Below are 13,549 nucleotides of genomic sequence, written 5' to 3'. Positions count from 1 at the left end.
CCAACTCTCCTATCTACAACCGCTGGTTATACGCCAGCGCGTTCAGCATGGCGTCGAGCAAAGAGTCTGGATAGCAGGGGCCCAGGCTACGCCATTCAAGGATGATTTTGTTACCAGGGTCGGTTTTGCTGCCGAAAGTACCAAAGGCGCGCATTTCTTTTTTCTGTGCTTTCGTGCCAGGGAAATTTTGCGCCGTCAGCAAATCTTTGCCCTTGCGCAGGGTTTCGCTGGTCGGCATACCTTGCATCATGGCGTCGCCTCCAAATGGAAATAAGGGCAGGTCGGGCAATTTGAAGGGCATGGCCTGGGTGACCCAATCGCCAATTTTGACGCCGGTAAAAGTCACAATACCGCGGTCTGGCTCATTTTCGCGACCACGTTGAATCATGCTGTAGTCGTCGGGGAAAACATCGCTGGCGGAACTGACCTGCTTGTCGCCCGGTACATGCGCATTGATGGTGGCGACCAGGGCATTGGTGAATTTGCTGCTGTCGATGGTTTTTCCCACTGCTTCAGTGGCCATGTGCAAAATGGTGCCATAGTCGGTCTTGGCCAGCAACAATCCGGACCCGGCCATGAATAATTCGGCGTTGGCGCGTTTTTCTATGGGTATTTGCGCCATCAGTGCACATGCTGCGGCAATGATCTGTTTGCTGGGCACGTCCCAGTCATCGCCAAAGCGGGCATTGATTTGTGAAAGTGCTTGCACATAAATTGGTTGCTTGGCTTCACCGGCCGGGTTGGTGGCATAGTATTTACTGAGCGAGGTGCGTTTGACTTCTGTGCTTACCTGGGGGCCTACATGCGGCATGGGTGCTCTCAACGGCTCCTGGCCCAGAACACGACCTGACATGAGGTCGGGCAGATTGTGGATATCGACCCCACCCGTCATTTGCAACTGCGCCAGGGAATTATTGACCGCGTTGGTTGTACTGTGCATACGCTGCGATTTTTTCCCATTGACACGATTCAGATGATCGAGTGTTACCCAGTTATCCTGATCGGCATGGGGGCCGTAGGATGCCTGGACAATTTCGGTCAGGTCGGCGACGATGTTGTTTGCCACCATGGTCAGTTCAGCGGCAGCGGCGGGGCTGGTTTCGTCGATGGGCTTGGTGATGAATTCGAGATTGGTGCCTTCTCCGTATTGATTGATATCTGCGGTGATGTCGTAGCCGGTACGGGTCTTGATGATTTCACCCTTGCTGTGGGGCTCCCATTCGGTGCTGAAAAAAGCGGTGTCTTTCTCTGTGTTGACGGAACCGACTTCATATTCAAAACCTATCTTACGCATCACCGGTGTGCTGGCTGAAAACGTGGGAAGCTCAGCCAGCCCGGCCTGGGCAGGCCGGTTTTCTGCGGTGGCTAGCTGGGTCATCTGCGCGCCTGCTGACATGGCCCTGGCACCCATGACATCGGCTTCGGCTTCCAGCCCGGCATCATCATTGACGGGGGTATTCCCTTTCATTTGCCTGGTAGGCTGCACGCGCCCCTGTGCCTGCTGCACGACATGCCAGGCTTCATGCGGCAGGTGCTGTTCCTGTCCCGGTGCGACGTGGATATCCGTGCCCTGTGCATAGGCCAGGGCGTTCAGTTGTGCAGGCTGTGATGAGTTGTAATGCACTTTGACATGGTCCATGCGCATGCCTGACAGACTTTCCATGCCAGCCTTTAACTGATGCGGCAAGCCGTTGCCGGATGCTGCTGGCGCAGTTGGGGCGGTGGGTGCGGCCACTTCTGGCGGGGGCGCAGCCATGTCTGCCGGCCCTGTTGCCTGGGTTTGGCTGTCTGCGATGGATGTCACTTCATCATCCATGGTTTGTACCGGCGCTTCATTGCGGTTCATCATGCGTGACCGGGCCTGCATTTGCAGCGCCTGCGGGCTGTTCGCCATCATGGCCTGGCGTGCCTTTAACTGCATGGCCTGGGTACTGCTGTCTGCGTGGCGCTGGTATGCCTGTTGCATCTGCTGGGTCAGGCTTGGCGGGCGGGAGTCGAGCAGCGGCGCTTGGGCATCGCCGCGCACAGCTTGCACGGTCTGCGCAATTTGCTGCGGCTGTGCGTTGGTCTTGCTGGGCTGGCCGGGTAGTGCGGCTCTCATGCAATGCTCTCCTGCTTTAGCGACGGTTCCAGTCAGAATGACAAACAAGTGATGTGGCGGGCTTCATACGGGACACAAGCGCTACGTTGGCTACACGCCATCTGTTTTCTTAAATATGATAGCGTATTGTCATGCTGTGTTGATAATTAATTCATCATTTCGCTGTTCATCACCGGTTTCATTCATGGCAGTGGATACAGATGAAGCTGGTACGATATGGCGACGTAAGGTGTGTACGACCAGCCAAGGAAGGCATTGGCTGGTCGTATAATTTACGTTTGTGGCGAGGGAGTTGAGAGAGGAAGACTCTTGTCGGTGGGACTTTGCAGCTTGGGGCAGGCCTCGTCAGTATCGCAGCTTGGGCTTAAGCTACGGACAACTAAGCACAAATAAGCGCAACTAAGCGTTAAACCCCATACTCCACAAACAGCGCCTTTGCCTGTTCAGCCTTGTTTTTTTCGATATTGCGCAAGACGAATTTATCGAGGCTGTCTCTTTCCATGACAGGGACGGCGGCACCCATGTCGAGCAGGGTGGCGATATTGCCCAGGTGGCCACCAAGGGCGGCTTTGTAGAGCGGGTAGACCGCTTCACCATGTTCTATCGGGGCGGGCCCAAAGACTGCGCCCAGCGCGCCCAGTTTGCGCAATAAGCGGCTGCTGCCGTTATAGCCTGCCAGGTAGACCGCCATCACGTCGATTGCGCTAGGGTGGCTGGCGACGGCATCGATGATCATGTCATAAAAATCCAGATCGGCATTGTCACCGCTGGCAAATAGGAAGGGCGTTTCAAACAGGCGTACTTCGCGCGCAAAGCGTTCATCAAAACGGTCTGTTTCGACGATACGCAACCAGTCGATTTTCTGGATACCATCCACCCATAGGACGATATCCAGTGCTTCACCATGGATGGCCTTGCGCAGGACCAGATCATAGTCGGCTACCGTGAAATGTGTTTTCAGCGTTGCCAGGTCGCCATGGCTGGTAGCTTCTGCAATGATGTCTGCATGCGCCAGGCCATCATAAAACCCGTCTGGTGCAATAGCGATGGCACCGCGCTGGCTGAAATATTTCGCCCCGGCCATATTCGCTTGCCGGTAACAGGCAAGCCATAAAGGGCTGCCTTCTTCACCGACAGGGTTCAGGTTGGCCGCGCATTGTTCTGCCACATACTGTGCCGCGGCGATGGCCCCGGCTTGATTGCAGCTCAGCACGGCATGCAAGACATTGCTGCCGTTGGCATCTGCCAGATAAGGATCAAAACCCAGGTCAAAAAAAGCCTTCACCACTGCCAGGCTACCCATGCCCGCAGCCAGGCTGAACAGCCGCATGTCTTCATTGACGAGGCGGTTTTCCGTGAAAACACCACGTGCGATCAATGCCAGCATGAGGTCAGCCGCGGTATCGTCATTTGTCAGCGCTAGCAGGTGTTCATCGTCGAAGTGGAAGCTGGTGAGATCCATCTGTTCCAGCAGGTTTATCGCTTTGACGAAATCGGATTTGATGATGGCGCGGCTGAATGCAAGATTAACGTCGACGATGACGAGGCTGTCATATTCCTGGTCAAATTGCTTGATGTTCCTGACACGTTGGTTGGCGACATGGCGTTCAGTCTCATCGCATTCGTCGGTACGTACACGCAGTTTCAGCATATGCGCGCCAGTGGTAAAAAAGGCTTTGATGATCTCTTCATATTCGTCACGTGTGCCGCAATAAAATTCAATATGGACGACATTGCGAAACTGCCTGAACGCATCAATCGAGAAATCGGAATAGTCTGAAGGGATACTTGCCCCAGCGTTTGTCAGTGACTTGTTGAGTGTCCAGGCATCGTCTTGCAGATGCGGTTGTGTGGCGGCAAAAAACTGGCTTGCCGCCGTTTCGTCCTTGAACAAAATATCAGCGCTCAGGTATTTCATCAGATGTCCGGTAATAATGGTAAAAGCAGGGCTTACTTGAAACAGCTCAGAAAAACTTTTTCATGCAGACTGTATTTGCGGTCGTTTTTGCCTTCGGCGTAGACAGCGGATTTGGCTTTGAGTTCAGAGGAACTGGTTTCAACATCGGACATAAATCGTTTTCTATCAACAGGATTTCCTGCGCAAAGTGGTAACTGGTATGGTCAATGCCGTATTAAAAATTCGTTTTGCTGCAGCGCGATATTGAATACTGGTATTGCCATCATCGAAAGTGCCTTGATGCCAACAGAAGTAAGAAAGCGCGAAAAAGAAGAGTAATCCCTCTATTTTTGACGAAGTTAAGTGAATTTCTTTTAAGAAATTCTCTGGCGGCAAAATTTAATGGAATTTTTGTTTTTGGTCAAGGCGGGTGAGTATGCGGTTTGCCTGAGCCAGACTGACATTGTTTTGACGTAGCTGTAATCACAGCGAGCAGTCAAAGCTGGCAGTCAAAGTTAGCAGGCACAGCTGGCAGTTGCAGTCGAGCGGCCTGCGCGCAGGCAAATCCAACTCAATACGATTGCCTGCTCAAGGTGACACTTGCAGCGCTTTTTTCAAAAAGCGCATGGTCGCTGGCCATGCCGTGGTCTGCGCATGGGCATCTTCTTTTGCATTGCCACCCATGGCAAACGGCGTGTTGTAATCATTGGGTGAATAACCGTCACCACCGACCAGATGCCCGGCTTTGGGGAAGAGCAGCACTTCAGTATCCAGCCCGGCTGCCTTGCGCGTGGCGGCGATGCTGGTCGCCATGTCTGCGGCGGGCCACATCTGGTCATCGCCAACGGCAATCAGCAAGACCGCCCCTTTGAAATTTTCCATACGTATGCGCGCAGCCTTGGCAAATTCAGGGAAGGCTTTGCGGCCCTCAATATAGATATGTGCAAGCACCGGCACTTTGGTGGCAAAGGCTTTATCCAGTCCGGCATTGGGTGTATAGGGCAGTGCCGGCTTGGCAGTGCCTTCACTTTGCGCGTGCGCGACTATTGCCATGCTGATGACCGTACCCAGCAACCATATCGTCACCGCCCGCAACAGGGTTGACCGGAAGTGGCTACCCTGTGGCATGCATATTCTCCTGGATATGATGGCCGTGGATATGGATGTCGACATCGACGTCAATGGAAGCAAATATGCGAATATACCTACTTCGCCCTGCTATAGATAATGTTGTGTGACGAAATTCAGCACACAGTTTTGCCAGCCTCTTATTTAGCTTCTTATTCAGCCGCTGGCTGAAAAACCGCGAAACGAATAAACTGGCGGCATGTGCATTAATTACACCCCTACTCGAAAAGAATCGCTTGAACGATTTGGCGTTGGTGGCAAAGCCTTGGCCGACTGGAATGGCGAAACCTGGCAAGATTATGCTGCCCCCATCATCCTGCATAACCAGGCTGGCGAGCGCCAGGCCATGCTGGGCAAGTACAGCATGGTGCCGAAGTCAAAAATACCGCCTGGTATCAAACGCTTTTCCACCATGAACGCCCGGGCAGAAACCCTGGGTGCACTGCGCAGCTATGCCCCCGCCTGGCATGCAGGACAACTGTGCCTGGTGCCCATGCAGCATTTCTTCGAGCCCAATTATGAAAACGGCCAGGCTGAACGCTGGCGCATAGGCTTGCTTGATGAAGCGGATTTTGCCGTGGCCGGGCTCTACCAGCAATGGCCAGAAGCCGACGGCAGCGTCAGCTATTCATTCACCCAGATCACCATCAATGCCGACGAACACCCGCTGATGAAACGCTTTCACAAACCCGGTGAAGAAAAGCGCTCACTCGTGATTGTGCAGCCCGATGATTTCGATGACTGGCTCGCCTGCCGCAACCCCGAGGTGGCCAGGGCTTACCTGCAACTGTTCCCGGCAGAACGCATGGTGGCAGAGCAGGTGGCCAAACCCGCGCCTAAAAAGCTGGTGAAGCCAGTCAGGGAAAAGATGATCTTGCCGCGGAATCTGGATTTGTTTGATTGAAATTATTCTGTCTGATAAAGAAGGACTGACATGACGAAGAAAACCCGGCTGGAAGAAATACATCCAGGTGAAATTCTGAGTGAAGAGTTTCTTAAGCCTTTGGGGATAACAAATGCACGTCTGGCCAGTGATCTTGATGTACCGACCAGCCGCATCAGCGAAATCATTAACAAACGTCGCCCGATTACCGTAGATACGGCAATGCGTCTGGCCGTGTTTTTTAATATGGATGCATCTTTTTGGCTGAATTTGCAAGCTGAGTATGATGTGCGTATTGCAAAGGCAAATCTGTTACCTGAAATTAAAACCCGCATTCGCCCTTTTGAATTTGAAACTGCCTGAGAGGGAAGCGATTAATCAGCGCTCCATTACTTCCTGAATAAGGTACGCTGTCTATGCTTCGCTGCCGCAGTGCACTGCACTGCGCTTACAGATGATCTCCATCCTGTGATTTTTTCCGCAAACCCACTTCCAACCCGAAAATGGCAGCGATAGTGTTGATGGATTTGATGGTCGGGTTGCCTGTGCCGGTTTCGAGTTCCTTGATGACGCGTATGCTGACGCCACGATGCCGTGCGAATTCTTTCTGGGTCAGGCCGGATAAGGCCCGCAGCGCGATAGCAGTACATATATGTACTTATTTCCTTGAATGTCGTACGAATATGAATACATATATGTGCTAAAAAGTAGTTTTTGCTGTGTTGATGGCTTCTAAATTCTTTTGCAACGCGATTACCCATGCATTTATCAACAGATAAACAGCCTTACCCGATTTCCCCATTCGCTTTTGTTGCCAGCGTCGCCTGCTTTGTAACGCTGTATCAGCAGTTTTATTTTGGTGTGCTGGTGATCGTGGTCATTGGCCTGTTTTGCCTCGGTTGTTATACCAGTTACCGTGCTGCGGTTTTTTGCAAGGGTGGACATGCTTCGCCGTGGTTGTTGGTAGCGGTTGTGGCTTCATGGTTGCTATGGCCCTTGCTGTCTGCCAGCAGCTTGAGTGTGTATGCAGATCTGTTGCTCTGCAAGTATCACTATGACAGTGAAGTCGTCAGTGTCACTCAAAAAACACCGGGCAATTGCGTGCAGCAATCGAGCTGTTTTTCAGACGAAGCTGACCCGCCCTATGTGTATTTTGAATATGCCCTGCATGTGCCATTTTCAGCACATGAAGGCATCCTGTATGTGCCAGGCGGCGGCTCACCGCAGCAGGCGCGGCTCGATAAAATCAGCACCAGCATGCAATGCGAAAGCAAGCCTGTCTTGAAGTTATTGGGGCATTACTATGCCTGTTTGACGACTGGCTATGCGGGTTGATCACTTCGCACGGGCTCGGCCACATGCCGTTTTAATCCCCCTTGTTTTTAACGCATCACTATCGATACAAGAGTAGTAAGCTACTCATTGTTGATGAAATGAGTAGCTTAAGTATGAAATTTGCCTTGAAAAAACGGGTAAAAAGCCTATGATGCTACTCATCACCTCTGAAATGAGTAGCATAATGAACAATATCACCAGACAAATGACCGCTTTGCGTGAAGCCAGCAAACAGTCCCAGGCTGATCTGGCAGAACTGGCAGGTTTAAGCCGCATGACCGTCGTACGTACTGAACACGGGCAGATTGACCCGCGCCTGTCTACCATACAGGTCATGGCGCGTGCGCTGGGGCTGGAACTGATGCTGGTACCGCAAGAGCTGACTGCGCCGCTGACCTCGTTTATCCAGGCTGGTGGCAAATACCTGGGGCAAGACCAGGGGATTGATGCACCGCTGTCTGTCGTTGACAGCCTGCTGGCAAAAGGGCGGGGCTGATACCATCCCTGGCAGCCACCATGAGCACATCGATACGCTATCTGCGCCTTTATCTGCACACGCCAGAAGCAGGCAAGACAGCCATTGGCTATTTGTCTGCCTATGGTGATATCTTGCGACTGTCCTTTGATGAAAGCTACATCCAGGACAGCCAGCGGCCGATATTGTCGCTCGCTTACCAGGGTGCAAATGAAGCAGACACGCAGGCGATCTTGCGTTCTGAGCGGGATATGCGTGTATCGCGCAGCGATGGCAAATGGCCAGTCTATTTCCAGAACCTGCTGCCCGAAGGACATAACCGTGAACGCCTGGCGCGTGAACGCCAGTGCGGCACCGACGATGAATTTGAATTGCTGGCCGCTGCTGGGCATGACCTGATGGGTGCCGTCGAAGTGCAACCCGTGCCAGCACGTGAAGGCGTGCCAGACAGCGTGCGGCTGTGGCATACCACCTTGGGCAAAGATGTGCTCGAACCCGGTTTTGTAGAAAACCCGGTACCCGATGCCGCTGCCATCCCGGGCGTGGTGACCAAGTTTTCAGCGATACAGGATGGGCGGCGCTACATCATCAAACGCCACGGCGCACCGGGTGCGTATATCCTGAAACTGCCGACTTCCACCCACCCTGAGCTCGCACAAAACGAAGCGACCGGGTTTGCCCTGTTAAAGGCAGTTGGCATACGGTGCGCAGAGGCCAGCATCATCAGCAAAGACGATGCCGATCTGCCAGAGGCTTTTCCCTTCGATGAATTGCTGGTGGTAAAACGCTTTGACCGTGGCGCAAACAGCCAGCGCATCCACATGGAAGAATTTGCCCAGATATTGCAATATGCACCCAGGCACAAATACGGCAAAGACCTGCTGCGCGATTACGCTGCCATCCTGAGCGTACTGGAAAACCTGTCTTCGCAGTCCGCGCAAGACACGGCCGAATTCGTCCGCCGCTTTGTCGCCTATATCCTCATGGGCAATACCGATGCCCATCTCAAAAATTGGTCAGTCATTTACCTAGATGGCCGCCATCTCCAACTGTCGCCAGCCTACGACCCGGTTTGCGTGACGGCCCTGTTTGCTAGTGTGCCTGATGATTATTATGCGATCAACAAAGCCATTGATGACAAGCTCAGATCTTTTACCTGGGCAGATTTGGAGCAATTGCTGACCAGCGCCGGCGTGCTGCGCAAAAGCCGCCTCATGCAAATCGCCAGAAACACTGTGAGGCACGCGCAAAAAAACTGGCCGGCTATCCTGGCAACTGCACCAGACAGCGTCAGGTTGGCAGTGGCGGCCAGGCTCGATGGTGGTGTGGCGTTGACTGCCGGGACTGCATGAACAGGGCAAAAAAATAGCATTTATTTTTCTTCAAGAAAAAACGGAAGCTGCTACACTCTGTTTCTCTTTTATCTACGGAATTCACAGATGAACACTCGTCGCAACATGCTTGCCGCAATGATTTCCCTCAGTTGCGCTGTCTTCACGCCAATGGCAGTCTGGGCCGCCGGCTTTAGCTCTGACCGTATCACTGTCAAAACAGAAGGTACGGGCACGGATGTGATCCTGATCCCTGGCCTGAGTTCATCTCCGCGCGTATGGGCGGAGATGATCAAGGCGGTACCTGGGTACCGTTACCACCTGGTGCAGGTATCCGGCTTTGCCGGCCAAGCTGCCGGTGGCAATAGTGAGGGTGTTGTCTCTGCACCAGTAGCAGAAGAAATTGCCCGCTATATCAGCAGTACTGAATCGCATAGACCGGTCGTGATCGGGCATTCCATGGGCGGCACCATAGGCATGATGCTGGCGGCACGCCACCCTGAGGCCGTTTCAAAATTGATGGTGGTGGATATGTTCCCTTTCCTGGGGGCTTTGTTCGGGCCGCCGGGTACGACGGCGCAAAGCGTCAAGCCCATCGCCGATGGCATGATGGCCAAGATGCTTGCAGCCGAACCGGCAGCCCGTGCGCAAAGGACAGAGGCTACCATCAACAGCATGATCAACAATGTGGCCATGCGCCCCGGTGCGCTTGAAGATGGGCAAAAGTCAGATCCCGGGGTAGCTGCACGCGCCTATCATGAGCTGATCATCACCGACCTGACGCCTGAACTGAAAAACATCATTGTGCCGACAACAGTCTTGTATGTATTGCCCAATGGCGCACCGCTGACAGAAGCGCAGATAGACGCATTTTATCAGTCCGCCTATGCGAGCTTAAAAGGCGTGACACTGAAACGCATACCCGCCAGCGCCCACTTCATCATGTGGGACCAGCCTGAGCAGTTTCAGGCAGAGGTCAAAAACTTCCTGAAGTAATTCATGCAGAGATGAATACCAGTTACCAGCCTGGCCTTCAAGCTGGCTGGTAACTGGCAATCATAAACAGATCGGTGCTCACCATGCTGCTTTGCGCAGGGCCGGGTTTGCGGTACATGGCGAGTTCAGTAAAACCATGCATCTTCAGGGCCCGGGCCAGATGCGCATGCTGGTGATAATGGATATAAACCTGGTCACCCGAGCCAGATACCTGGTAACCCGACTGCGCCTCATCACCTTCCATCATGCTCAGGTAGAGCAGGCCCTGCGGTTCCAGAGCCTTTGCTGAATTGGCGATCAATTGAACCGTATCCTCCCTTGAAATATACGGCAAACCAAATGCGCAGATGATGGCATCAAAGCGCCTGCCCAGACGCAGAAAATCACGGCAATCCATGACGTCAAACAGCGCTGTGGGATTATTGGCACGTGCCAGTTCCAGCATGTTTTCTACCATGTCGGTACCCAGGATCTGGAAATCAGGGCGTCGCGCCAGCAGGCTGCGTGTGGCATTGCCTGGCCCGCAAGCCAGCTCCAGTATCTGCGCATGTCTGGGCAGATGCGTGCAAAAGAAATCATAAGTGTCGTCATACGTATCCAGGTGCATGTATTTATCCTGGTAGCGTTGCGCCAGCTTGTTGAAAGTGGCGATGGTGACTTTGGAATTGTGCATGACGGGCTCTGGTAACGGTAGGCTGCTTATCACCTACTTATCACCTGATTATGCCTGCTCGCAGGCTGAGCCGGCAAGGCCAGTCCCGCAATTTTCTTGCCTGCGTCAGTCATCTTACCTATACTCAAAACTCGGACTATAACAATACAGGGGACACCATGAAACAATTTGCACGCCTTATCCTGACACTGTTTTCTTTCATGATGTTTTCCAGCGCCCATGCCGATGCCCCTGCGGACGCCATAGAAATGGTGGACAAGGGCCTGGCCTATCTGAAGAAAAACGGCGTTGAAGCCCTGGTCAAGGAAGTCAACAACAAGAACCCTGAATTCATCAAAGGTGAAATGTACCTGGTCGTGCGCAGCTTGGACGGCACCACTTTGGCCCACCCCGTTAATCCAAAGCTGATAGGCAAGAACATGATCGTGCTGCCTGATGCCGATGGCAAAATGTTCCGCAAAGAGATCGTCGACGGTGCCAAAACCAAGGGCAAAGGCTGGGTCGACTACCGCTACAATAATCCGGTGACCAAGCAACTCGAAAACAAATCCACTTACTATGTACGCAGTGGTGATGTGATCATTGAGGCGGGGATTTATAAGGGCAAGTAAGCATTAAGTAAGCTCGTAAGCTGACAGTCGGCAAATTCAAAAAACTTGATTTCTGAGGCCATTCATTTATGATCTGGTCTGGAAAATCGCGCCGCCATTGACGCGGCAATTCAGTTTTTAAATTTCAAACAGCGGAACAGGCTTTATGGCTTATATCGTAGGTGTCGATAGTTTAACTGACGAAAAATTCTGGGGTACGGATTCTTTTTACCGTTCATCCACATACCAGGTATCGTTGGGAAGTAAATCTTACGGAACGCTCTCGGGAAGCGACTGGATTGATTGGTATCAATTGAATCTCAACGGTCCTGGAAGCTATAACCTCATTGTCTCTACTGATGTCGCTAATAATTACAGTTCTTCCCATTTCTGGAACACATCCTATAGCGGCGTTCAGATAGAGATTACCGATAAGGATGGTAACACCGTACCAGGTATCAGTATGGCTACCGCCCGTGTCAACGTTGACGGAGCGATTAGCTTTACCTATTCTGGTAATTATTCGCACGGCGATTATTTCATCAAGGTGAGCAATCCAGGTTATACAAATGCTGACTATGTCATGACCTTGAATTTTTCAGCTTCCACCCCTGTTGTCGATGTCATTCCACCCGTTTTATCTTCGCTTAAGATTCCCTCTACGGTTAATCTGGTCAATGGTGACGCGCCACTGGTGATCACTGCCAATGCGACAGATATTGGCTCAGGTGTCGATAGCTTACTGATTGTTCTTGATGCCGCGCTGACGTATGACGTTAACGCAAATGGCGGGACCTATAGTGCCTTTGCCATGATAGGCGCTAAAGATTCCTGGGCCGATGGTCAATCTACGCAAAGTTTTTCAATCGCCGGTAGCAACAAGAATGGTGTCTACCACGTCATCAGTGCCAAAGTGACAGACTTGAGTGGTAACTCAATGACATACACGGCAGCACAGTTGCAGGCTTTGGGAGTGAACACGTCCATCAATGTCGTGGGCGCAGGCGATACTACACCGCCCACTATTGTCTCAGTTAAACCAGATTATTTTGGTACTTCGGTACCCGTCAATAGCGATATTGTCCTCAATTTCAGCGAAGCCATTCAGCGTGGTAGCGGGATCATCACGTTGAAAGATGCGAATGGTAACGTTGTGGGCAATTTTGATGCCGCAGGCAGCACTAATCTGACCATCAGCGGCTCTACCTTGACGATACACCCAAATACGTCATTCAACGCCGGCACCTCTTATACGGTGAGTATCCCAAATGGCAGCATCAAGGATCTGGCTGGCAATAATTTTTCAGGAACCAGCAGCTATTCGTTCACGACCCTTGCCAGCAGTGGTCTTAATTTGAATGGCACAGCGGGAAATGATTATTTATTAGGTTCAGCCGGGAATGATAATATTTCTGGTGGTGACGGCAATGACACCATCGTTGGCGGCGCAGGCAATGACAATATTTCCGGTGGTGCCGGTACGGATACCATTGTTCTGTCAGGGAAAAAAGCAAATTATTATGTCAGTGGCACTTACACCAGTTATACCATCAAAGACAATGTTGGCAATGACGGTACAGATAATGTGCAGCAAGTGGAAAGACTGCAATTTACCGATGGCGCTATTGCCTTGGATATAGACGGCGTTGCCGGACAGGCGTACCGCATTTATCAGGCTGCTTTTGGCCGCCAGCCTGACCTGGCCGGGTTGGGCTACTGGATCAAGGATATGGATAAAGGCTCAAGCCTGACGACAGTGGCTGCCGGGTTTTTTCAATCCGCAGAATTTCAGAAGCTTTATGGCAGTAACCCTAGTAACAGCACCTTGATCAACAACTTCTATCAAAATGTCTTGCATCGCAACCCTGATCAGGCAGGATTTGATTATTGGTCCAATCAGCTCGGCAAGGGCTTGATTACACCCGCTGGTGCCTTGGCAAGTTTTTGCGAAAGTTCTGAAAATCAGGCCCAGGTCCTAGGTCAAATCAAAAATGGTATCGACTACCTGGTATGGGTAGGCTAGGGGCTGGTTTGAGATGGGCAGGCAGGCTTTGATTTGCTGATCGTTCCTTGCCTCGAAAAACTGCATATTGTTTTTCAAGGCAAGCTCTTCTCATCGCGGTCTTTCTTGCCTGTCCAC

13 protein-coding genes are annotated in these 13,549 nt (G+C 52.1%); 8 read left to right on the top strand and 5 right to left on the bottom strand.

Features of this window, described 5'->3' with window-relative positions:
- Positions 1-13: 13 nt before the first annotated feature.
- The 3 genes from ACO0LH_RS01525 to ACO0LH_RS01515 form a co-directional block, all read right to left on the bottom strand.
- Positions 14-2,101, bottom strand: a complete 2,088-nt coding sequence (locus tag ACO0LH_RS01525; protein ID WP_422939277.1) for a DUF4157 domain-containing protein — start codon at positions 2,099-2,101, stop codon at positions 14-16.
- A gap of 406 nt (positions 2,102-2,507) precedes the next feature.
- A complete protein-coding gene (locus ACO0LH_RS01520; protein ID WP_422939276.1) occupies positions 2,508-4,019 on the bottom strand; it encodes a hypothetical protein in 1,512 nt (503 codons plus the stop codon).
- A gap of 567 nt (positions 4,020-4,586) precedes the next feature.
- Positions 4,587-5,126 (bottom strand): acyl-CoA thioester hydrolase/BAAT C-terminal domain-containing protein, encoded by a 540-nt coding sequence (locus tag ACO0LH_RS01515; protein WP_422939275.1) that lies wholly within the window; start codon positions 5,124-5,126, stop codon positions 4,587-4,589.
- Between the two features lie 199 nt (positions 5,127-5,325).
- Here ACO0LH_RS01515 and ACO0LH_RS01510 point away from each other — a divergent pair, with 199 nt between their 5' ends.
- Both ACO0LH_RS01510 and ACO0LH_RS01505 read left to right on the top strand, forming a co-directional pair.
- Positions 5,326-6,030, top strand: coding sequence for an SOS response-associated peptidase (locus ACO0LH_RS01510; RefSeq protein ID WP_422939274.1), 705 nt, complete (start codon positions 5,326-5,328; stop codon positions 6,028-6,030).
- Between the two features lie 30 nt (positions 6,031-6,060).
- On the top strand, positions 6,061-6,372 hold the full coding sequence (locus ACO0LH_RS01505) for a HigA family addiction module antitoxin (protein ID WP_422939273.1): 312 nt from the start codon (positions 6,061-6,063) through the stop codon (positions 6,370-6,372).
- An 85-nt stretch (positions 6,373-6,457) separates the two neighbouring features.
- Here the strand turns inward: ACO0LH_RS01505 and ACO0LH_RS01500 are convergent, their stop codons facing one another.
- Entirely contained in the window at positions 6,458-6,643 is a 186-nt protein-coding gene (locus ACO0LH_RS01500; protein WP_422940549.1) for a helix-turn-helix transcriptional regulator, read from the bottom strand.
- A 125-nt stretch (positions 6,644-6,768) separates the two neighbouring features.
- Between ACO0LH_RS01500 and ACO0LH_RS01495 the strand changes: the two genes are divergently transcribed.
- From ACO0LH_RS01495 to ACO0LH_RS01480, 4 genes are all read left to right on the top strand, one after another.
- Entirely contained in the window at positions 6,769-7,344 is a 576-nt protein-coding gene (locus tag ACO0LH_RS01495) for a hypothetical protein (protein ID WP_422939272.1), read from the top strand.
- 184 nt (positions 7,345-7,528) lie between these two features.
- The gene (locus ACO0LH_RS01490; RefSeq protein ID WP_422939271.1) at positions 7,529-7,840 is read left to right on the top strand and encodes a helix-turn-helix domain-containing protein; all 312 of its coding nucleotides are present in this window, start codon (positions 7,529-7,531) and stop codon (positions 7,838-7,840) included.
- A 20-nt stretch (positions 7,841-7,860) separates the two neighbouring features.
- Entirely contained in the window at positions 7,861-9,171 is a 1,311-nt protein-coding gene (locus ACO0LH_RS01485) for a type II toxin-antitoxin system HipA family toxin (RefSeq protein WP_422939270.1), read from the top strand.
- Between the two features lie 87 nt (positions 9,172-9,258).
- The gene (locus ACO0LH_RS01480; RefSeq protein ID WP_422939269.1) at positions 9,259-10,146 is read left to right on the top strand and encodes an alpha/beta fold hydrolase; all 888 of its coding nucleotides are present in this window, start codon (positions 9,259-9,261) and stop codon (positions 10,144-10,146) included.
- 37 nt (positions 10,147-10,183) lie between these two features.
- Here the strand turns inward: ACO0LH_RS01480 and ACO0LH_RS01475 are convergent, their stop codons facing one another.
- Positions 10,184-10,819: a class I SAM-dependent methyltransferase gene (locus ACO0LH_RS01475; protein WP_422939268.1), complete on the bottom strand. Its 636-nt coding sequence runs from the start codon at positions 10,817-10,819 to the stop codon at positions 10,184-10,186.
- Between the two features lie 158 nt (positions 10,820-10,977).
- Here ACO0LH_RS01475 and ACO0LH_RS01470 point away from each other — a divergent pair, with 158 nt between their 5' ends.
- Positions 10,978-11,430 (top strand): cache domain-containing protein, encoded by a 453-nt coding sequence (locus ACO0LH_RS01470; protein WP_422939267.1) that lies wholly within the window; start codon positions 10,978-10,980, stop codon positions 11,428-11,430.
- A gap of 145 nt (positions 11,431-11,575) precedes the next feature.
- Entirely contained in the window at positions 11,576-13,432 is a 1,857-nt protein-coding gene (locus ACO0LH_RS01465; protein WP_422939266.1) for a DUF4214 domain-containing protein, read from the top strand.
- The last annotated feature ends 117 nt before the right edge of the window (positions 13,433-13,549 follow it).

The organism is Undibacterium sp. TJN19, assembly GCF_049339485.1.
Taxonomy (GTDB): Bacteria; Pseudomonadota; Gammaproteobacteria; order Burkholderiales; family Burkholderiaceae_D; genus Undibacterium.
This window is presented reverse-complemented; position numbering and strand designations above follow the sequence as displayed.